Genomic DNA, 20,277 nt, shown 5'->3' on the forward strand with positions numbered 1-20,277 from the left:
CTCTTATGCAGCCATACCAGGGATAGCAATTCCCTGCTCACGCAATTTCGCCAGTTTGTAACGCAAGGTTCTTGGACTGATTCCCAGCCGGGCGGCGGCATCCTTGCGGCAACCGTTTTCCGCCTGCAATGCCTCCAGAATCAATATTTGTTCGCGGTTTTTCATTTCGCTGCCCAGTTCATTGTTGGCCGCTTGTGGCGCTATTGGCGCCGCTGCAACGGGCATGGGTACTTGTTCGGCGCTTTCAAAATGCAGGTCCGCCGGGGTTATCATATTGCCCACCGCCAGTATCAGCGCCCGCTGAATCACGTTTTCCAGTTCCCTGACATTGCCGGGCCATGGGTACTGGCCCAGCGCCTGTTCGGTATCTGCAGCAAATTGCATGCCTGAACCGGCGGGGGCGTAACGCTCTACAAAACTGCGGGCGATGGGCACAATGTCAAAGGGGCGTTCCCGCAGGGCGGGCAACTGCAGGGGGAATACATTGAGGCGGTAGAACAGGTCTTCACGAAAACGGCCAGCGCTGACTTCTTCCCGCAGATTGCGGTTGGTGGTGGCCAGTACACGCACATCCAGAGTCACTTGCTTGTCGCTGCCCAGGCGCTCCACTTCCCGTTCCTGCAGCACCCGCAACAATTTGGCTTGCAACGCCAAATCCATCTCGGATATTTCATCCAGCAACAGGGTGCCGCCCTGGGCCTGTTCAAATTTTCCGGGGCGGGATTGGTAAGCCCCGGTGAATGCGCCCTTCTCGTAACCAAACAGCACGGATTCCAGCATGCTTTCCGGAATGGCCGCGCAGTTGATGGCCACAAAGGGCTTTTCGGCGCGGGGGGAGCGGTTGTGAATCAGGCGGGCAAACACTTCTTTACCGGTGCCGGACTCGCCGCTGATCATCACCGTGGCATCGGAACCCGCCACCCGGGTTGCCAGCTCCACCAGTTGCTGGGTGCGGGGGTCTTCCGCCACCACATCGCCAGCGGGGACGCTGTTGTCGACGATAAAGCGGCTGACCATTTCCACCAGCACTTCCGCTTCAAAGGGCTTTACCAGATAGTCGGCAGCGCCATCGCGCATGGCTTCTACCGCTCTTTCAATGCTGCCGTAGGCGGTCATCAGTACCACCGGCAATTCCGGCCAGCGGATTTTCACCTGGCGCAACAGGGTGTGGCCGTCCATCGCCGCCATCTGCACATCGCTGACCACCAGGCCGACCCGCTCAGTGCGCAGTACATCCATCGCGCACTTGCCGTCGTCACAGGCCAATACGCTGAAGCCGGCAAATTCCAGGGTGTCGCACAGGGCTTCGCGCAGGGTGGCGTCGTCTTCCACAACCAGTACCTGAGCTCTATTTTTTGTCTTGGCTTTTTGTGTCATTTTATTACCTCGCTTCCGTGTTCTTATCGTTGTGCTGGCGCTGCCACATACTGGTGGCGGCTTCGGTATTTTTTTCTCCGCCCTGAGGACTCAGCGGCAACCGGACAACAAATTCGGCACCACCGGTTTTGTTGGCGACGGCTTCTATGGTGCCGCCGTGACCGCGCACGGTGGCGGCCACTACCGCCAGGCCCAGGCCGGTACCCTGTACGCGGGTGGTAAAAAACGGGTCGAATATCTGTTCGCGGATATCTGCGGGAATGCCCGGGCCGTTGTCTTGCAGGCAGATGAGCAGTTCGTCGCTTTCAATGCTGGCAGCCAGCTGTACGTCAGTGCCATCGCCAATCACATCCACGGCGTTGTCCACCAGGTTGAGCAGGGCGCTGGCCAGGGCATCCAGGTTGCCGTTGATGGTAGCGGCGGGAACCTCTCCGGCGATGCGCAAGTGGCCGCTCACTGATGTCAGTTTCTGGCGAGCCAGTTCCTGCACATTGGCAATCAACTCACTGGCGCTAAAAGGCTGTGCTTCGCAGGCGCCACCTTTCACAAAGGTGAGCATGCTGTTCACCAGTTGCTCCATATGGCGCAGGCGATCGCGCATTTTTTCCGCCACCCGCTGACGGTCGCCATCCGCCAGTTGCGGCCTTGCCAGGTGAGATACATACAACAGGGTAGAGCTGAGCGGGGTGCGAATCTGGTGAGCGAGGCGAGCGGCCATTTCCCCCATCGCCGACAGACGCTGCTCCCGGTTGACGCGCTCTTTCAGGGCGTACAACTCGGTAATATCGGTGAGCAAAATCACTTCTTCGCCAATAACCGGCAGAGGCAGAGAGCGGCGGCTCATGCTCAGGCGACGGCCATCGTGGGTAAGCAGTTCCTGCTGGGCCATATCCAGTTCAGCGGCATTGCGGGCAAGCACTTCCTGCCAGGGGCGGCCAGCCAGTGGATGACCGAGCATTTGCGCGGCTTCCGGGTTGACTTCACGCACGAAGTGGCTGGGGTCCAGCACCACCACTCCGCCGGGCAATGTTCCCATCAGCAGTGCCAGGCGACTGGCCAGACGCTCTTTTTCTGCCAGTTCTTTCAAGCGCGCAGAGCGGGCTTCTGCGAGCTCTTCGGTGAGCTGGGAAACACGCACTTGCAGCTCCCGGTAGCTGGTATCCAGCTCCACCGAGACACGATTAAACGCCGCAAATGCATCTTCAAGCTGCTGGGCGGACAGTGTGGCCGCCTGAGGTTGCGGCTCGGTGTTTGCCGGGTTCAGTTGCGTCTGGCTCATATCGCTCCTGTGGTTTGTATTCGCAATTGTTGCGATCACAAATCACAGATAGCAATAACCGTGCCCAAGAAAAATAGCAATTAAAATCAGATGGTTAGGAAAATCAGGGGGACTGACGTCAAAAACCTGTCGCCAGTTCATTGCGATGAATATCGTACTTGCGAATTTTTTCCACCAGGGTGGTGCGCTGCAAATTGAGCAGTTTGGCGGCTCTGGCAACTACCCAGTCGGACTGGTCCAGCGCCTGACTGATTAACTCCACCTCCATATCGCCGAGGTAGGTTTTCAGGTCGATGCCATCCTGGGGCAATCGCGGCGTTGACTGCGGAGCATCCCAGGCCTGATCCTGTTCCATTTCCGGCTGCTGTTCCGCCACCCAGTCTTCATTGAGGCGGTACTTTTCCGGCAGATCTTTGCGCTTGACAGTGCGCCCGGGGTGAAGAATCGCCAGGCGCTCCACCACGTTGGCCAATTCCCGTACATTGCCGGGCCAGTCGTAACTGGACAATGCCGCCAGCGCACAGGTGTTGATTTTCAGAGTGCCCCGGCGCTCCGCCGCCATGCGAGCAACAAATTCGTGAACCAGTAAAGGCACGTCTTCCGGGCGCTCGCTGAGAGACGGGATTTCGATGGGAAACACATTGAGGCGGTAAAACAGATCGGTGCGGAATTTACCCTCGGCCACCAGTTGCTCAAGATGTTGGTGAGTAGCGGCCACAATGCGCACGTCTGCCTCCATGGTGGTGTTGCCCCCCACGCGCTCAAAGGTACGTTCCTGCAACACCCGCAGCAACTTTACCTGCATGGGAAGGGGCATATCGCCAATTTCATCCAGAAACAGGGTGCCGCCTGCGGCCATTTCGAAGCGGCCCTGACGAGCGCTGATGGCACCGGTGAAAGCGCCCTTTTCGTGGCCAAACAATTCGGATTCCAGCAGCTCACCGGGAATGGCGCCGCAGTTGACCGGCACAAAAGGCCCATTGCGGCGCTGGGAGTGGAAGTGCACATTGCGCGCCACCACTTCTTTACCGGTACCGGATTCACCCAGAATCAACACATTGGCATCGGTAACCGCCACCTGGCGCACCAAATCCTTGACCTGCTGAATACCCTGACTGTTGCCCACCAACGAGCGAAACAGCGGCATGGCGGCGTCTTGCTGGGAGCGCTTTGGCTGAGCCGCAGCGATGGTGGCCTGGTGCAGTGCTCCGGCCACATCCTGATATTTGAGGGGGTAACGCAGGGCGCCCACCATATTGCTGTCGAGAGCATCCGCAGATTCGTCCGCCTGCCCTTCTTTCAGCAGATATACCGGTAATCGCGGGTAGGTTTTGTGAAGCTCAGACACCAGTTTGGCACTGGCGCTGCAGGTGGATTCGTTGATCATCGCGGTCAACAGCGGCGCACCATCGGCAACAGCGTCTTGCCAACGGCTGCAATCGTTGCACCAGGTAACCGGGTATTCGAGAAACTCCAGAATGGTTTTGAGGCTGCTGGCTTTTTCAGCATCCTGCTCAATCAACAGAACTTGCGCGGTATTCACTACAACCGACATCCACTTCCCCCTTACCCTATTGCTCCGTGGCAATGGTCGCAAATACACCCCAAATTATTGCTTTTCAGGGATCATAGACCAATTTTTATCAAACTATAGTATGAATATTGGCCACTTTCACTCTAAGAGCGTCATTTTTATGGCGGCCATTCTGACCCAGAATAAAAATTCTAGCCAGCTTTTCTTGAAACAAAATAAAAATATCAGTCCACAAAAAAGGCTTCTCACCATGCATAGCGAGAAGCCTTTCTGTCTTCTGTCGACTGCCCCCGTAAACTCCCACCGCCCTCTGCTCCCGGGCACTTTGCAGGCATAGGGTCAGTTCGTCGTTGAGGGTCATCAGCCGTAGGGGGGATTAGCTGAAAGCGTAATCCACCACATAGTGGACATATTTTTGATTGAGAGGCCAATTTCAGCCCCTGTCTGGTGGGTTACGCCACCGTGGAGTTATAGGTTCAGGCATTAAACTATCAGCCCGATGAGCTTCTCATAATGACCCAGCGCCACATCGAATGTGATTTGCTCATCTTCGTCTGCATAAGATACTTTAGCAACAAACTGGTCATACTCTTTTCGATACAGCTCATCTTTTCGCAGCATATCCAAAGCTTCAGCTGCAGACTCCAACAAGCCTTTTTCAAGTCTTCTCGAACCTGATTTCATATCCTCAGAAAATGATGAAACAACCAGTTCAACGAAATCTTCAGGGCATTCTTCGACAGCATTTTTTAAGGCAAACAGATCATGTAGATGGCGAACCATTGCCGGGTCATCACCATCAGCACTCCTGTCACGCTTGATAACACGCCAGGTCAAAGCGCTGAATTTGTCAGCAGCCGTCTCGATACACGCCAAGCAGGGCAATCCAAAATCACCACCACCCCCTGCCAACTCCGAAACCATAGCCACTATTGGTCGGCATTCTACCTTACTACGAGGCTAGGTATAGCTGAACTCAAGTTGCAAATCCCTGCGGAGCGATGACGGAATATCGAGCTGCGCAGGGTATCTCAAGGATACTTTAAAGTAGTTACTACCAGACTCCACACTGTTTTCATCAAGTTCAATATCATCAATCGCCTTGACGACCTCCAGTATCGACTGCCGAAACCTCCGGCGCTCACCTCTCCCCGGAATTTCACCTGCCGAATACAAAGCCCGAAAGTCCAAATCTTCAGAAAAGCGTTTTAAAAGGCCATAACCTTTAGAAAGGCTGGTACCGCCAGAGAAAATGGGGATTATGGAAGGGTGTGAAAAATCAGAGATCGCCTTGAGTACCTGAACTGCATACCAATCCTTTTCGACAAAGGATGCATCCGCACCCAGTTCGATCGCTGCGTCCTCTATGGATTGTTTATCAGGTAACATGTTCCAGTGTGATGTACTTTCCGTTGTAACCAATTTTACGTGAAATGCGCCCCTTTACGCCGATCACCCTTCCCGTAGGTACTTGGGTAGTATTGCCGCTATTGTATTCCCGCTCACCGCTGGACTGCTTCAGGGTAACGCCCAGTTTAATCAAAGCTTCCCTGGCCAGATCCGGCAGCCCTTTTTCAGGAATAGTCTTGCCACTCACCGAGGATTTGCGGGTTCTGGCATAAAGGCCGTAGCCGAGCTTGATGAGTGATTCTTCGGCAACCAGTTTTCTGAGTACGCGCCCCACCTGATCACGATCCGACAGATCAAGAAAATCCTTCGGTGTAAAAACCGATTCCTTACGCCGGGAAACTCGATATCTGATTTTGCTTTCAAGGGTTTTCATAGTACGCAATTTTTCACGCAAAAATACGACACATCAACTTGCAAATATACGATATTAGGTGACGACACTCAATTAACCCTAGGGCAATCGGGCTAAAAACCTCCTAACCCGTCATCCCCGTGCAGGCGTGCTGCTGTCCGGGATAACCACCCAAGCTGTCATTGCGAGCGCAGCGTGGCAATCCAGTGTCTTTTAAGTGACTGATTTACGAGAAAAGCCGCTGGATCGCCGCGCTTCGCTCGCGATGACGATTTTTTAAGTCTTGCTGCCACCCATTTAGCGATATGCCTTACTTGGTAAGTATCGTGGGGAAAGCCTCTAAATTATTCGGACAGCGGTGCGCGCAGGCGGGGATCCATGTATCTGACAAGGTGAGGTTTCAGGGGTTTTAAACTGCCTTTACCTCTATCATTGCCAAAAAAGTCGATATTTAGATAAGGTGGCCCTATCTACTGCCCCCCGTAAACTCCCACTGCCCGCTGGCCCTGGCGCAATGCCTGAAACTGGCGGGCGCTCTGTTCCCGGGCACTTTGCAGGCAGCGGGTCAGTTCGTCGTTGAGGGTCATCAGCTGCTCAATTCCCTGGCGTACCGCACTGGCTTCAACGCTGGCTACCGGCTGCTCAAAGCAGGCCAACATATCGCTGCGGCGGCTTTTTTCCAGCTCGGCAAATTGTTCCCAGTCACCACTATCAGCAGCGCTGACCATTTGCCGGGACAGTTCGATGGCCGCTTGCAAATGAGACTGACGGTTTGAATGGCTGTGCATGGGCGCTACCGATATTCAACAGGCATATCTTCCCAACCTGCCTTGATTTCTTTCAACAACCCGGCCACTTCGTCCAGGCGTTCGATATCGTTATTGAGGTTGGCCTCCAGCAGGCGCTGCTCCATGTAGTCGTACAGAGAGGCCAGATTGGTGGCAATTTCGCCGCCGTTTTCGTGATCCAGGCTGGCGCGCAGACCATCGACAATGGCAATCGCCTTGCCCAGCAATTCGCCTTTTTGAGTCTGCTCGCTTCTGCCAATGGCACCTTTGGCAGAAGCGATGCGATCCAGCGCACCGGTAAACAATTTACTGATGAGTTGATGGGGGGTGGCATCCGTCATACCACTTTGAACGCCAACACTCTTGTACGCTTTCAGGGCGGATGGGCTCATAATGACCTCGTATTCAATGTGGGTTAATTGGGTTAGGGGGTGTTAACAATTAATGAGCCGCTACTGCTGGAGTTCATTTTTTGCTCCAGCAAGACAGAGGGAGTGCCGTGTAGTCACTCTACATAAGCGACCGATAACGCAGCTGGGGCGACTTTCATTACAAAAGTAAGTGAGCCCAGCCCTTCGGGTTGTCCCTGAAAAGGCGTCATCCTGCGTTATTCGTCGCTACTCCCCACTATAGAGAGGGGAGCGACCAAACCGCACTCCTCATGCCTTGACTGACGCCTTTTCAGGGACAACAGTAGTGACTCATTAATTGTTAACACCCCCTAGTTGTTATTGCCTCTGACCAGGGTTCCCGCCCGCGGGATATTGGCCAGTTGCTGTTCCAAAAAAGTGCTGGTTTGCTGCAGCTGCGCCAGCAAGCCATCAAGGGCAGTAAACTGGCGGCGCAGACGGGCTTCGATGGTTTCGATGCGGCGATCCAGAGCCTCTCGCTCTTCGTCAATATCATCCAGACGATCTTGAATGCCATCGCTGCGCACACCCAGTATGCCTTGCGGGTCAAGCAGACCTTCAATCAGGGTATTGAGGCGGTCTGCCACCCCTCTGGAAAAATTCACCGTACCCCGTGAGCCGAGCGCGCCGTCGGCAATCACCAGTTGAATGCCCTCGGCGTCATCACCGTTTGCGGCGCTGAGTAGCTGCCCGGTGCCGGTGGCGGCAATGCCATTGATGGTGCCGACCACATCCACTCCGGCACTACCGGTTGCCACGTCCAATCCCAATTCAGCCAGGGTATTGGTATCCACTGCGGTGATTTCCACGGTGGATTCCGAACCGTAAGTGGCTGAGGTAATCTCAAAGCCGCTGCCGTTGTAGCTAACTGACACCCGCGCCCCGGCTTCGCTCAAAGCGCTGTCGCCGTTAATACGGGCCTGCAATTCCGCCGCCAGGTCTGCACCGCTGGTGTAATTGCCCTGGGTGAGCAGAATTTGGTTGCTGGTTATGCCGTTGACGACAATGGTCAGGGCATCGTTGTCGGCATCAATATCCAGTGGGAAGCTGCTGGCCGCGCCCACCAATTGCCCCTGGGTGGCAAGCTGCGTCACGGTAACAGCGTAGCTGCCAATCTGAGTGGCATCGCTGGAGGCAGCGAATTCTACGCTGTTGTCAGAGGGGAACCCCGCCGCGGCAAACAGGCCAACGATGTCGTCAAAGTTTTCTTCCAGCGCCGTATCCAAACGACTGCTGTTGATGGAAAGGGTGCCGTCTGTCTGAGTGGTCAGGCCAATTTCACTGAGGCTGGAAAACGGCCCGTCAAAACCCTCCACCGCTGCAGTGATGGCCTGGCGCACCTGGGCGATTACCGAACGGGCGGCAAAATCCCCTTGCAGCGGCCCGGCAACCTGGGTTTCGGCATTAAAGGCCGTCAGCGTGTTGGCGGCATTGACGAAGTTGTTGTAGTTGTCCACGAAGTCAGTAATCAGTGTGCGAACCGCCCCCCTGTCTTCGCTGACTGAAACAGTTACTGGCGATGTTGAGGTGATGTCATTGAGAGTCAGCTCAACGCCCTCAATCACTTCACTGGCCACGTTGGAGCTGCTGCTGACAGAGAGCCCATTAAGGGTAAAAAGTGCATCTTGCGCTGCCACGGTCTGGGTCAAATTGGTCGCTGAACCATTAAACGCCAGCGCCGATAAACCGGCAGCATCTGTATTGTTGCCATCACCAACATCGGACACAGAAATTTGGAGGCTGTTTTCAGCCCCGGTATCACTGGAGCTCAACAACAAACGAAAGCCGGTACCATCGTTAACAATAGAAGCTCCAACGCCAATATCGGCACTGTTGATCGCATCCCGCACCCCTTCCAGAGTGTTATTGGTATCGTCGATGGTAATGGTTGCCACGTCCCTGTCCTGATTTATGGCAAAACCGTTGTAACTTTCCGGGCCTGGATCGGGGGCCACATAATCTGTAGTGCCGAAGCGGAAAGTCAGGGTACCTTCACCCACCGCATCGGTGAGCGAGTCATAACTCGCACTAGCCAGTGAGTGAGCACTGGCCAACTGCGTGACGGAAATACTGTAATTGGCAGCAGCCGCTGCACTGGTGGCCGATACAGAAACAATATCTTCATCACTGGAAGTGGTATTGCGCTGGCCGAACGAAGCAGCTTGGTTTAAATCGTTCAGACTGTTTTGAAGGGAGGATAATGACCCCTGAAAATTGCCAAACGCGGACAATTCAATGGTCAGTGCAGACTGTCTGCTGACCAGACGGGACTCAACCGGGGTACGCTCCGCTGTGACAAGCTGGTTAATCAGCGATTCGAGTTCGAGCCCGGAGCCAACACCGGCTGAGGTAATCATAATGTACTCCCGTATCCAAAGGCCTGGCAGTTTTCGACAGGGGTCAAAAAGCCGCAGGCATGGACTCCTTGCGTGATCTCTTTAGGTCTTTACTAACTATTCAAACTATCTATTTAAACTATCTATTTGAGAGAACAGCAAATTCGGTGCCAATTTGAATAACAAAGAAAAAAGCAGGCAACAGCAAGGAGCTGACCGAAGTCAGCTCTCACTATTGAGCAAGGCACCTTTGAGCGGAAAATCGCCACTTTCAGCAATATACTGCGCCAAAGCGACAACTTCTTCAGAGGGAATCTGGCGGATAACTTCCTGGGTATCGCTGTCTGTAACGGTAATCAGAGTATTACCAGTAACATCATCTACCTGGAATTGCAGTTCACGGGCAATGTTCTGAACAAAGTCGGATATTTGCACCACCGCCTGATCAACAGACTCTTGCGATGGGCGTCCTGATTGGCCAGACACTGTCTGCGGCAATTCCTTGCCGCTTTCCACCCCACCTTGCCGCCCGACATCCTGGCTTAAGCCGCTTGGCGGCAGCACAGGAGAGACGCTTCTTATATCAGGGCTGGACATATCTAAGTCCTCTAGTTTCTTTCCTCAAAAACGGGTAGAACCCGATGACGAAGGGGGGATTACCCCCCTTCCAGGCTCTTTTTATGGCGTTTGAATTACTGCAACAGGGCCAATACGTTCTGAGGCAGCGAGTTGGCCTGGGCCAGTGCTGCAGTACCTGCCTGTTGCAGAATCTGGCCGCGAGTCAATGCTGCGGTCTCTGCAGCAAAGTCTGCGTCCTGAATCCGCGAACGGGAAGCGGACAGGTTTTCAGAGGTGGTCTGCAGGCTGTTTACTACTGACTCAAAGCGGTTTTGAATCGCACCAAAGGTACTGCGCAAATCGTTCACCGAGGTCAGTGCCGAGTCAATACGACGAATGGTTTCGTTGGAAGCAGCCACTGTGGATACGTTGGTAGACGTCAGATTACCGGAAAGCGCCGCATCAGCGAAACCGGCAGCGGTTGCCTGAGCACCGGTAAAGGTAATGGCTTCAGAGGCATTGATAGTCGCCGTGCCATCGTCATTCAGCTCCGCACTGCCATTACTGCCCAAGGCGGTATTGATGGCATCTACCAGTGACTGTGTAGTGGAGTAAGTGGCATTGGCAACCGCAACCGCGGTTCCATCGCCAACCTGAATGCTGAAGTCATTATTGACAACAAAGGTGTTGGCCGCCACCGCATCCACACCCGCCACAGCTGTTCCACCACTGGCACCAGTAATAGAACTAGTTTGGAAGTTATCAACTGTAACCGCAGGAGAAGCCGCAGCAGTATTACTGGTAATGCTAAAACCTGCAGCACCATCTGCTGCTACGGTGTAAGCTCCGCTGGCGGCAGTATTCAATTGATCTTGAATATCAGTTACCAAGGCTGCCAAATCACCCGAATGGTCAGTATTAACTGTTACTGTGTTGCCATCCACATCAAACACCAAATTACTGGTGGTAACAGCTGCAGTACCTGCAGCACCTGTCGCACCTGTAAACTCGGCTTGTGTAGTACCCGAACCGTTATCTATAACAACAGCTGTGGTTGGGTTAGTAGCCGCTGCAGTTTTGGTAATGGTGATATCAGTACCATCATCACTTACAACATATTCACCAGCATTACCCGCATCTAACTGAGTCTGTATCTCGCTTACAACCCCAGCAAAGTTTGTATAGTCAGCATTCAGGTTGATACCTATACCGTCCACATCAAACGTAACTGCCGCGCCGCCTTGATAATCGGTAACACTAATACCACCAGTCGTTGTTGCCGACCCGCCAGAAAACGCAACTGCGGCTGTACTGAAATCAAGACTGTTAAGCTGGCCTGTAGTGTAAGACGCAGCAGTACCAGCGGTTGCCGGGCTGATCAAGGTATCCAAATCACTGGATGTTACCGAGGCAATAGCACCAAGGCCGTCCTGACGAACACTGGTATTCAGATTAAGGCTGATAGTTTCACCCACATTGGCACCCACCTGGAACAGGGCATTGCCAAAGGAGCCATCCAGCACCCTTCTGCCATTAAAGGACGTCTGATTGGCAATACGGTCAATCTCTGCCAGCCGCTGCTGCACTTCCAGGTTCAGCGCGGCGCGGTCGGAGTCACTGTTGGTGGCATTCACGGACTGCACCGCCAGCTCACGGATCCGCTGCAGGTTGTTGGTCACCTCACCCAGCGCCCCTTCAGTGGTTTGCGCCAGAGAGATGCCGTCGTTGGCATTACGGGCCGCCTGATTGAGACCGCGAATCTGAGTAGTAAAGCGCTCGGAAATAGCCAAACCAGCGGCGTCGTCACGGGCCGAGTTAATCCGCAAACCGGAAGACAGTCTTTGCAGGGCAGTATTGAGAGCACCCTGGGAGCTGTTCAGGTTGCGCTGGGCCGTCAGCGAAGCAATATTGGTATTAATTGTTTGAGTCATGTCAAATCCCCTTTATTTCTCCCGCGTTGCCATTGGGCCTGCGGATTGAGATTGGTGGTTAATTAGGGCGCGAAAGCATATGCCATCACTTTCAACACCCCCATTAACGACCCTTGAAAGGGAACCTTTAGGGAAAAAGTATGAAATTTTGCCAACTTGATCACATTGGACGTTGGACGTTGGACGTTGGACGTTGGACGTTGGACGTTGGACGTTGGACGTTGGACGTTGGACGTTGGACGTTGGACGTTGGACGTTGGACGTTGGACGTTGGACGTTGGACGGTACGATAATGCCCGGCATCACTGCCGAGTCAAGATTTTTTCGTCAAACGTCGAACGTCAAACCTCAAACGACAAACCTACAAAAGCTGGAACAACGACAACCCCTGCACCCGCACATAGGATTGTTGCGCCGCTTGCAGGGCGACTTGCTGGAAGTTGAGGTCGCTGATGGCCTGGGTGATATCCAGGTCTTGTACCGACGAGCGCAGTTGCTGCAGGCGCAGCAGGCTGTCGTCGTTGACGCTCTGCTGGCTGTCGATGGTATTAAGGCGCACGCCAATGCTGGTGCGCACCTGCAATATATTTTCCAGGCTGTTATCGATGCCTTCCAGAGCGCGATTCAGGGTGCTGTGAAATTGCGCCTGCTGGGGATCGCTGGTGCCGGGGTTGTTGAGCGCGGCAATGGCGGAATCGACGATGGAGAACAAATCCTGGTTGCCCGCAGGACTGACAGTAAAGCTGTCGCCATCCGCCGGGGTGCCAGAAAAATCGATCTGTGCACCGTTAAAACCGATGCTGTCGCCGGGCTCATAGGTGCCGGATGACACCAGGCCAGCGCCGGAATCCAACACCTGATAGGTGATGGGGTCTGAAGGTGTGGCCTGGGCAAAGTTGATGGTGTAGGTGTCGCGCACAAAGTTGCCGCTGTTGCTCAGCGCCCCCACCACTGCGGTGCCGGTGTTGGCAGGCGCTGGCTCCGCAGTAAACTGACCACTGCCTTCGGGAATGCGCAGTAGCAAATCTGCCCCGGAATCGTTAACCGCCACCTGGGAAGCCGGCCCCAGTTGTATCAGCCGCTGACCCTGATCGCCGTTGTACTGAACGCTGCCGTTGTTAAAGGTGAACGGCTGGGTATTGACCTGATAGCCCGCAAACAAAAAATCGCCATTGCTGTCGCGGCTGTTGGCCAGCGCCTGCAATTCCTGGCGAATACCGCTTAATTCCGTGGCGATGCTCTGGCGGTCGTTGTCGGACAACACATCGTTATTGCCTTGCACCAACAGCTCCCGAACCCGTTGCAGGTTGTTGCCAAAACCGGTCAGTACATTTTCCTCCAGTTGCAGCTGGGTTTCGGCGGCGCTGGCGTTGCGCCGGTATTGTTCGATGGTGGCGATCTGGTCATTAAAATCGAGAATCTGCACCGCACCGCTGGGATCATCGGAAGGGGTATTGATGCGCTGGCCAGTGGATATCTGCAACTGGGTTTGGTTCAGTCTGGCCTGCTGGTCCAGTATGGCATTAATGCCCTGCTGGAAAATTTGTGATGTGGAGAGTCTCATAAAAGCCTCTTTTGGTCTTCCCCTGTCATCCTGAGCGCAGCGAAGGATGACGGTTGTCGTCTGGTATTCGTAGGGTGGATTAGCGCAGTGTAATCCACCAATGTTCTGGCACTGCGGTGGATTACGCTGCGCTAATCCACCCTACAATTACGTACAGGGTGACGGTTATCGTCTGGTGGCCGCCAGCAAGGTATCGAACAATTCGCTGGCAGCGGAGATAATTTGCGCCGCTGCCTGGTACGCTTGCTGAAAGCGCAGCAGGTTGGCCGCTTCTTCATCCAGGTTGACTCCGGACACTCCCTGCACTTCCGATTCAACATTGGTCAACAGCAACTGCTCTGTCGCCAGGCTCGCCTGTGCCTGGCTGGTGCGTATGCCTACAGTAGCGACCGTTCTGCCGTAAAGTTCAGAAAAACTGCTGGTACCGCCATTGAGCAAACGACTGTTTTGAAAACCGGCGATGGACAGGGCATTGCTGTTATCTCCCACCGCACCGGTATTGTTCTGGATGGTCAGGGTATCCCCCGCCTGGGGAATACCGGAAACGCTAAAACTGATATTGCCAAAACCCGCCAGGGTAAGGGTTGCACCGCCGCTGTCTGTGGCGGGGTCGTAGGCCAGGGTACCGCCGGGGCCACCGGTGACATCAAAACCGGGAACCCCTGCCCCCAGTGCATCCGGGTTGAACGTCAAGGTGATTGGCCCGGCCAGCGGCAGGCCGCTGGCATCGCCCACGCTCAGGCGAGTCAGGGTGGCGTCGCCGCCATTGCCAATGGTTGCCTGGCCGCGCACCAGGCCAGCGGCGGCGAATTGTTCCGGGCGTTCAATATCGACACTGAAACGGGCTGCTGCGCCCCCTACCGGGCGCAGCAGAAATTCATCCCCGGCACTGGGAGTACCGGTACTGGATATGGTGATGCCGTTGACAGCTTGCGGCAATGTGGCAAAGGTTTGCACACTGTTATCCGCCAGGTTGCGCAGTTGAAACTGGGCACCGTCAAAACTGAGCCGGTAATCCGTGGGCAGCAGCGCCCCCACATCGTCAATGGCTACCGACACGGCGGCGCTGCCCAGGTTATTACCAGAAGCGATAGACTGTGGCGCAATCGGGGTAAAAAAGTCGCCCCCCACCTGGCCATTGAGGTCGAGCCCGGAGCGGTGCTGCTCGTTAACCAGGTCTGTGATTCCTTGAACCAACAGGCCGACTTCTGCGCGCACCGGGTCCAGCACCTGACCACGAAAATCCAGAATACCCTGCAACTCACCACCGCGAATCTGGTTGGTGATCACATCGCCATTGCCGGTCAAGCCGGTAAAAGCCACATCCAGGCGGTTGGGGTTAAGGGGGTCGAACTGCACATCCAGGCGCTGCACCTGCCCCCCAACAATCAGGGGCTGACCATTGCCAATCAGCACGTTAAGGGAGCCATCCCCCTGCTGGACAGGGGTAATGCCAACGATTTCCGACAGCCGGGACAGCAGGCGGTCACGTTCATCCAGCAAATCGTTAGGGGGGCTGTTGGGGTTGCTCACCAACGCTTCCGCCACATCCTGACTGACGCTGGCAATGGAATCCGCCAGGCTGTTGATTTCAGCAACGGCGCTGCGCAGTTGCTGATTGCTGGCGTTTTCCAGCGAATCCAGGCTCTGATTGAAAAAGCTCACACGATTTTCCAATGCCTGAGCGCGGCCCAACAGCACTTCGCGAGCGGGCAGAGAGGTGGGGTCGTTGGCCACATCCTGAATGGATTGGAAAAACGCCTGCACCGACACGTTGAGGCCGCTGTCCTGGTCCGCCACCAGGCTGTCCAGCCGGGCAGCCAGGTCGTGATAGGCATTCACTGCGCTGAACGACGATTGCCGCGACAGCAGTTCGTTGCCAAGAAATTCATCGTAGGCGCGACGTATGGTCTGCACCTCCACACCGGCGCCAATAAAGTTGTTGCCATCCCGCTGCGGTGGGCGGGTGGCAAAACTCACTTGCTGGCGGCTGTAGCCTTCGGTGTTGGCGTTGGCAATATTGTGGCCAGTGGTGGTGATGGCGCGCTGCAGCGAGTTGAGCGCGGAAACACCTATTCCAAAAGCATCTGCCATAACAATTATCTCCTGACCGCAACGGGTTCAAGCTGAGACAGCTTTGCATCGTTCACCTGAGCGCGAAAACTGTCGCGCTGCATCAGTGCGGTAATTTTTTGTGCGTAGTTCGGGTCGGTGGCATAACCGCTGTCCTGCAAACGCTGGACAAATTCATCGCCATTGGCGGCCTGATGAACGCTTTGATAGCGGGGTTTTTGCAGGAACTGGACATAGTCGTCGAACAGCTGCTCCAAAGATTCGTAAGCGCGGAAGCTGGCGCGCTCCTTGCGGGCGATGCCGTCACTGTATTCCAGGGTCACTTTGCTGGCCCGCTGCCCCTGCCACTGATCATCCGCCTTGATGCCAAACAGGTTGAGGCTGTTGCGGCCATCACCATCGCGAATGGTGTATTTGCCCCAACCACTTTCCAGCGCCGCCTGAGCCACTAATACCTCCGCATCCACCCCCAGCTTTTCACCGGCGCGTTGGGCGTGGGGCCACAGTGCCTGAATAAATTGCTGCGGGGTTTGCGGTTCAAAGGTTTGTGATTCAATGGTTTGTAATTCAAGGGTTTCCGGTTCAAAGGTTTCCAATTCGGGCTTGAAAACCGGCTCGTTGGCGGCCACGGGACCAATGGCTGTGGAGCGCTGCCAGGCCTGTTCTAGTGACTGTAATTCGCCGCCACTGACGACCGCTTGGGGGCCAGACAGCTGGCGCTCAATAATGGCAGCCAGACCGATACCGCCACTTTCGGCCAGGTGCAGGGACAGCTGCTGGTCGAACATGCCCTGGTGGAACTTCATTTCGTCGCTGTTAAACAGGCCACCTTCCGGAATGGCGTCGCGCATGGCCTTGGTCATCATCTGCACGAACAGCGCTTCAAAGTGTTGCGCCACTTCCTTCAGTGCCGCCGGGTTGTTTTGTCCGGCGCGGCCACGCAGATCCGCCAAAGACGACAAATCCGTCACCGCAGAGCCCCTGTTCGCAGATGGCGTACCAATCACCTGAGCGGCTTGCAGGTCCATCAGATCACCACCAGTTCGCCGCGCAGGGCACCTGCCTGCTTGAGCGCTTCCAGTATGGCAATCAGGTCGCCGGGAGCGGCCCCCACCTGGTTAATGGCGCGCACGACCTCGTCCACACTGGCCACACCGGTGCCCTCGGCACCAATGGCAAAGACTCTCGCCTGTTCCTGGGTAATTGCAATTTCCGATGCCGGCAGCACCACGGTTTCGCCGTCGGAGAACGGCTCCGGCTGACTGGCATCGAAGCTCTCGGAAACGGTAACGCTGAGATTGCCGTGGGCCACCGCCGCCGGCAGTATTTGCACGCCACGGCCCATCACAATCGTGCCGGTGCGGGCGTTCACCACAATACGGGCGGCGGCCTGACCGGGGGTAAATTCGAGATTTTCCACTTCGGCGAAAAAGGCCACTTTCTGAGCCAGGTCCACCGGCGTATTGACCTTGATGGAGGACCCGTCCAGAGGAGCCGCCGTGCCGGGGCCAAAGCGATTGTTGATAACATTGGAGAGTCGCTGGGCGGTGGTGAAGTCGTGCTGATGCAGGTTGAGCACCAGTTCATTGCCCTGGGTAAAGGGGGTGGCAACACTGCGTTCCACGCTAGCGCCGTTGGGAATGCGCCCGGAGCTGGGAATGTTCACGGTAATCCGTGAGCCATCGGCACCTTCGGCACCAAAACCGCCCACCACCAGGCTGCCCTGAGCCACGGCGTACACCTGGCCGTCAGCTCCTTTGAGTGGCGTCATCAACAGGCTGCCACCGCGCAGGCTCTGGGCATTGCCCACTGAGGAAACGGTCACGTCGATATTCTGGCCGCTCTTGGCAAAGGGCGGTAGGTCTGCGTGCACCATTACCGCAGCCACATTTTTTAATTGCGGGTTGATGTTGGGGGGAATCACCACACCCAATTGCGACAGCAGATTGCGCAGGCTCTGTACGGTGAACTGGGTTTGCGTGGTCTGATCGCCGGTGCCGTCCAGCCCTACCACCAGACCGTAGCCAATCAACTGGTTACTGCGCACCCCGGCAACGCTGGCGATGTCTTTTACCCGGTCGGCGCTGGCGGATGTGCAAACTGCCGCCGCCATTATACAGGCGGCAAACCAACAGTTTTTTGAAAACACCTTCAACATATCCTTTCCCCATTGAAGCGACCATTAAAACGGCCACAGCGGTCCCAGGAAGAACTTCGCCAGCCAGCCCATGCGATTGGTATCGGCCATCTGGCCTTTGCCGCTGTAACTGATGCGGGCGTTGGCCACTTGTGTGGATAACACCGTATTTCCGCTGCTGACATCCACCGGCCTTACCATTCCCTGTATGCGAATAAATTCCTGACCCTGGTTAATTTCGATCCACTTTTCACCGCGAATCACTAAATTACCATTAGGCAAAACCCGTGCCACGGTTACCGTAACGCTGCCACTGAGACTGTTGCTCTGGTTGCTGCTGCCAGCGCCACTGAAGTCGTGCTGGGAGTCCAGATCGGCACCGAGATTAAAGCGCCCGTTAACACTGGGGGTACTGCCCAACACATTGACGTTGGGGCCGTTGATGGTGGTACTGCTGGTGCGGTCGAGGCTGGTAGCGCTGCTCTTTTCCGCCGACGTCTGCTCGCTCAACAACACCGTAATGGTGTCACCTACCCGGTGCGCTTTGATGTCTTCGAAAAACGCCAATTCATAGCCGGACTGGTAGATAGCGCCATCCTGCGGTGCCGGTGCCAGATATTCGTAGGGAATTTCATTGTCGATGTAGTGGTTGCCGTATTTCTGCGGAGCAGAGCTGCAGGCGGCGAGGGATGCAACGGCAAAGGCGGCAAGGAGTTGCCGGTAACAAACCGGTCGCACGTTGCACGTCGCACGTCGCACGCTGGAACCTGGAACACTCGTCATCGCGAGCAAAGCGCGGCGATCTCCATCAGCCTGGCAGCGAGCATCACGAGATTGCCGCGTCGCCTGCGGCTCCTCGCAATGACGGGTGGCGATAAGGGGCTGTCGATGTATTGGTTTGACGCTGGACGTTCGACGTTGGACGAAGCGCCGCGTCGAACGTCGAACGTCGAACGTCGAACCCAAAAAACGAATCATCTCAATTCTCCCTTAAATCTGCTGCGTCAGAAATTGCAGCATTTGGTCGGTGGTGGATATGGCTCTGGAGTTCATCTCGTAGGTGCGCTGGGTTTCGATCATGTTCACCAGTTCTTCCACCACATTGACGTTGGAGCTTTCCAGAAAGCCCTGAGCCAGGGTGCCCAGGCCGTTGGTGCCGGGGTTACCCACCTGGGGGGTGCCGCTGGCGGTGGATTCCACAAACAGGTTCTGACCTCGCGGTTCCAGACCCGCCGGGTTGACGAAATCGGCAATGGTGAGCGTGCCCACCTGGGTAGAGGCACCATCTTCGGTGACCACCGAGACAATGCCATCTCCCCCCACAGTAACCGAGCGGGCATTTTCCGGAACGATGATGGTGGGTTGCAGGGAAAATCCGTTGGCGGTAACTATCTGCCCCTGAGCATCCAGTTGCAGGGAGCCATCGCGGGTGTAAGCCAGAGTGCCGTCGGGCATGGTGATCTGCAAAAAGCCCCGGCCTTCGATGGCAATGTCCAGAGGCTTCTGAGTGTTGGACAGGTTGCCCTGGGTAAAGGTTTTTTCAGTGGCCACTACCCGCACCCCGGTACCCAACATCGAGCCACTGGGCAACACGGTATCCTGGGAGCTCTGCGCGCCGACTTGACGCAGATTCTGATAGAGCATGTCCTCGAACACCGCCCGGCCACGCTTGAATCCCACTGTGCTGGCATTGGCCAGGTTGTTTGAAATGGTCGCCAGCCTGGTTTGCTGGGCATCCAGTCCGGTTTTTGATATCCACAGTGCCTGGTTCATGGTGCAATCCTCTAGCTAACTTGCATTATTTCGGCAGAGAGCCGGTCGTTTTCCGACGCCATCTGCATAAGTCTGGTCTGGCTTTCAAAGGAGCGGGACAGTTCGATCATCCTTACCATGGCCGCCACCGGATTGACATTGCTGCCTTCCAGGGCACCGGGGATCACCCGCACGCTAGCGTCTGCCACCAACTCACCGCCGTCTTTCAGGCGCAACAGCCCATCCAGCCCCTTTTCCAGCTGGCTCGGGTCTTCCACCCGCACCAGTTTGAGTCGATCCACCACCGATTGGGCGGTAGCGTCCTGCCCTAATGGAACAATGGAAATAGTGCCATCCGGGGCGATTTCCATACTGGCGAAAGGGGGAATGGCAATGGGACCGTTATCCCCCATAATTGGGTCGCCCGCGCCGTTGGTCATGCGACCAAAGGGGTCGATTTGCAGGTCACCGCGGCGGCTCACTGCCTCGCCACCCTCAGGGGTCTGCACCACCAGCCAGCCGCCATCGTTAACCGCCACATCCAGATCGCGGCCGGTGGTTTGAACGTGGCCGTTACCGGTATCCGCACCGACACCCGCCAGCTGCACATAGCTGCGGGTGCCGCTGGCGTTGACTGTGGCGGTGGTCAGTGCCGCCAGATCAGCGCGAAAACCGGTAGTGGAGGCATTGGCCAGATTGTGCGTGGTGTGCACCTGCTCGCGCATGGCGCTGCTGGCGCCATTCATGGCTATGTACAGTAAGCGATCCATTATCTG

Annotated in this window: 16 protein-coding genes and 1 pseudogene; all 17 read right to left on the reverse strand. The window is 55.7% G+C overall.

What is annotated here, in order from left to right; genetic code table 11:
* Positions 1 to 3: 3 nt before the first annotated feature.
* The 17 genes and pseudogenes from ACVBEJ_RS10325 to ACVBEJ_RS10405 all read right to left on the reverse strand — a co-directional run bounded on the left by ACVBEJ_RS10325 (position 4) and on the right by ACVBEJ_RS10405 (position 20,271).
* Positions 4 to 1,377, reverse strand: a complete 1,374-nt coding sequence (locus ACVBEJ_RS10325; protein ID WP_447129548.1) for a sigma-54-dependent transcriptional regulator — start codon at positions 1,375 to 1,377, stop codon at positions 4 to 6.
* A 4-nt stretch (positions 1,378 to 1,381) separates the two neighbouring features.
* Positions 1,382 to 2,656, reverse strand: a complete 1,275-nt coding sequence (locus tag ACVBEJ_RS10330; RefSeq protein WP_447129549.1) for a sensor histidine kinase — start codon at positions 2,654 to 2,656, stop codon at positions 1,382 to 1,384.
* 118 nt (positions 2,657 to 2,774) lie between these two features.
* Positions 2,775 to 4,211 carry a sigma-54 dependent transcriptional regulator gene (locus ACVBEJ_RS10335; protein WP_447129550.1) on the reverse strand — a complete coding sequence of 479 codons (1,437 nt, stop codon included), beginning with the start codon at positions 4,209 to 4,211 and terminating at the stop codon, positions 2,775 to 2,777.
* 462 nt (positions 4,212 to 4,673) lie between these two features.
* Positions 4,674 to 5,579: pseudogene (locus ACVBEJ_RS10340) on the reverse strand (nucleotidyl transferase AbiEii/AbiGii toxin family protein).
* Positions 5,569 to 5,973 (reverse strand): DUF6088 family protein, encoded by a 405-nt coding sequence (locus ACVBEJ_RS10345; RefSeq protein ID WP_447129551.1) that lies wholly within the window; start codon positions 5,971 to 5,973, stop codon positions 5,569 to 5,571. Before ACVBEJ_RS10345 ends, ACVBEJ_RS10340 begins: the two are co-directional and overlap by 11 nt.
* Positions 5,974 to 6,422: 449 nt before the next feature.
* A complete protein-coding gene (locus ACVBEJ_RS10350) occupies positions 6,423 to 6,740 on the reverse strand; it encodes a flagellar protein FliT (protein ID WP_447129552.1) in 318 nt (105 codons plus the stop codon).
* 5 nt (positions 6,741 to 6,745) lie between these two features.
* Positions 6,746 to 7,132 carry a flagellar export chaperone FliS gene (gene fliS, locus ACVBEJ_RS10355; RefSeq protein WP_447129553.1) on the reverse strand — a complete coding sequence of 129 codons (387 nt, stop codon included), beginning with the start codon at positions 7,130 to 7,132 and terminating at the stop codon, positions 6,746 to 6,748.
* Between the two features lie 329 nt (positions 7,133 to 7,461).
* Positions 7,462 to 9,507 carry a flagellar filament capping protein FliD gene (gene fliD, locus ACVBEJ_RS10360; protein WP_447129554.1) on the reverse strand — a complete coding sequence of 682 codons (2,046 nt, stop codon included), beginning with the start codon at positions 9,505 to 9,507 and terminating at the stop codon, positions 7,462 to 7,464.
* A 201-nt stretch (positions 9,508 to 9,708) separates the two neighbouring features.
* Positions 9,709 to 10,083 (reverse strand): flagellar protein FlaG, encoded by a 375-nt coding sequence (locus tag ACVBEJ_RS10365; protein WP_447129555.1) that lies wholly within the window; start codon positions 10,081 to 10,083, stop codon positions 9,709 to 9,711.
* Between the two features lie 95 nt (positions 10,084 to 10,178).
* Positions 10,179 to 11,975 carry a flagellin N-terminal helical domain-containing protein gene (locus ACVBEJ_RS10370; RefSeq protein WP_447129556.1) on the reverse strand — a complete coding sequence of 599 codons (1,797 nt, stop codon included), beginning with the start codon at positions 11,973 to 11,975 and terminating at the stop codon, positions 10,179 to 10,181.
* 361 nt (positions 11,976 to 12,336) lie between these two features.
* Complete coding sequence (gene flgL / locus ACVBEJ_RS10375; RefSeq protein WP_447129557.1) at positions 12,337 to 13,539, reverse strand: flagellar hook-associated protein FlgL; 1,203 nt, start codon at positions 13,537 to 13,539, stop codon at positions 12,337 to 12,339.
* Between the two features lie 165 nt (positions 13,540 to 13,704).
* Positions 13,705 to 15,633 carry a flagellar hook-associated protein FlgK gene (gene flgK, locus ACVBEJ_RS10380; RefSeq protein WP_447129558.1) on the reverse strand — a complete coding sequence of 643 codons (1,929 nt, stop codon included), beginning with the start codon at positions 15,631 to 15,633 and terminating at the stop codon, positions 13,705 to 13,707.
* Positions 15,634 to 15,638: 5 nt separating this feature from the next.
* On the reverse strand, positions 15,639 to 16,640 hold the full coding sequence (flgJ, locus tag ACVBEJ_RS10385; RefSeq protein ID WP_447129559.1) for a flagellar assembly peptidoglycan hydrolase FlgJ: 1,002 nt from the start codon (positions 16,638 to 16,640) through the stop codon (positions 15,639 to 15,641).
* On the reverse strand, positions 16,640 to 17,770 hold the full coding sequence (locus ACVBEJ_RS10390; RefSeq protein ID WP_447129560.1) for a flagellar basal body P-ring protein FlgI: 1,131 nt from the start codon (positions 17,768 to 17,770) through the stop codon (positions 16,640 to 16,642). The genes flgJ and ACVBEJ_RS10390 overlap by 1 nt, the downstream gene beginning before the upstream one ends.
* A gap of 24 nt (positions 17,771 to 17,794) precedes the next feature.
* A complete protein-coding gene (gene flgH / locus ACVBEJ_RS10395; protein WP_447129561.1) occupies positions 17,795 to 18,487 on the reverse strand; it encodes a flagellar basal body L-ring protein FlgH in 693 nt (230 codons plus the stop codon).
* Positions 18,488 to 18,739: 252 nt separating this feature from the next.
* Positions 18,740 to 19,522 carry a flagellar basal-body rod protein FlgG gene (gene flgG / locus ACVBEJ_RS10400; protein ID WP_447129562.1) on the reverse strand — a complete coding sequence of 261 codons (783 nt, stop codon included), beginning with the start codon at positions 19,520 to 19,522 and terminating at the stop codon, positions 18,740 to 18,742.
* Positions 19,523 to 19,533: 11 nt separating this feature from the next.
* Positions 19,534 to 20,271: a flagellar basal body rod protein FlgF gene (locus ACVBEJ_RS10405; protein ID WP_447129563.1), complete on the reverse strand. Its 738-nt coding sequence runs from the start codon at positions 20,269 to 20,271 to the stop codon at positions 19,534 to 19,536.
* Between the last annotated feature and the right edge of the window lie 6 nt (positions 20,272 to 20,277).

Source organism: Porticoccus sp. GXU_MW_L64 (assembly GCF_052983295.1).

What these genes read in the sequence shown, in the direction of transcription:
- ACVBEJ_RS10325 (WP_447129548.1), bottom strand. Translation starts at nt 1,377, where the DNA reads ATGACACAAAAAGCCAAGACAAAAAATAGAGCTCAGGTACTGGTTGTG.
- ACVBEJ_RS10330 (WP_447129549.1), bottom strand. Translation starts at nt 2,656, where the DNA reads ATGAGCCAGACGCAACTGAACCCGGCAAACACCGAGCCGCAACCTCAG.
- ACVBEJ_RS10335 (WP_447129550.1), bottom strand. Translation starts at nt 4,211, where the DNA reads ATGTCGGTTGTAGTGAATACCGCGCAAGTTCTGTTGATTGAGCAGGAT.
- ACVBEJ_RS10345 (WP_447129551.1), bottom strand. Translation starts at nt 5,973, where the DNA reads ATGAAAACCCTTGAAAGCAAAATCAGATATCGAGTTTCCCGGCGTAAG.
- ACVBEJ_RS10350 (WP_447129552.1), bottom strand. Translation starts at nt 6,740, where the DNA reads ATGCACAGCCATTCAAACCGTCAGTCTCATTTGCAAGCGGCCATCGAA.
- fliS (WP_447129553.1), bottom strand. Translation starts at nt 7,132, where the DNA reads ATGAGCCCATCCGCCCTGAAAGCGTACAAGAGTGTTGGCGTTCAAAGT.
- fliD (WP_447129554.1), bottom strand. Translation starts at nt 9,507, where the DNA reads ATGATTACCTCAGCCGGTGTTGGCTCCGGGCTCGAACTCGAATCGCTG.
- ACVBEJ_RS10365 (WP_447129555.1), bottom strand. Translation starts at nt 10,083, where the DNA reads ATGTCCAGCCCTGATATAAGAAGCGTCTCTCCTGTGCTGCCGCCAAGC.
- ACVBEJ_RS10370 (WP_447129556.1), bottom strand. Translation starts at nt 11,975, where the DNA reads ATGACTCAAACAATTAATACCAATATTGCTTCGCTGACGGCCCAGCGC.
- flgL (WP_447129557.1), bottom strand. Translation starts at nt 13,539, where the DNA reads ATGAGACTCTCCACATCACAAATTTTCCAGCAGGGCATTAATGCCATA.
- flgK (WP_447129558.1), bottom strand. Translation starts at nt 15,633, where the DNA reads ATGGCAGATGCTTTTGGAATAGGTGTTTCCGCGCTCAACTCGCTGCAG.
- flgJ (WP_447129559.1), bottom strand. Translation starts at nt 16,640, where the DNA reads ATGGACCTGCAAGCCGCTCAGGTGATTGGTACGCCATCTGCGAACAGG.
- ACVBEJ_RS10390 (WP_447129560.1), bottom strand. Translation starts at nt 17,770, where the DNA reads ATGTTGAAGGTGTTTTCAAAAAACTGTTGGTTTGCCGCCTGTATAATG.
- flgG (WP_447129562.1), bottom strand. Translation starts at nt 19,522, where the DNA reads ATGAACCAGGCACTGTGGATATCAAAAACCGGACTGGATGCCCAGCAA.
- ACVBEJ_RS10405 (WP_447129563.1), bottom strand. Translation starts at nt 20,271, where the DNA reads ATGGATCGCTTACTGTACATAGCCATGAATGGCGCCAGCAGCGCCATG.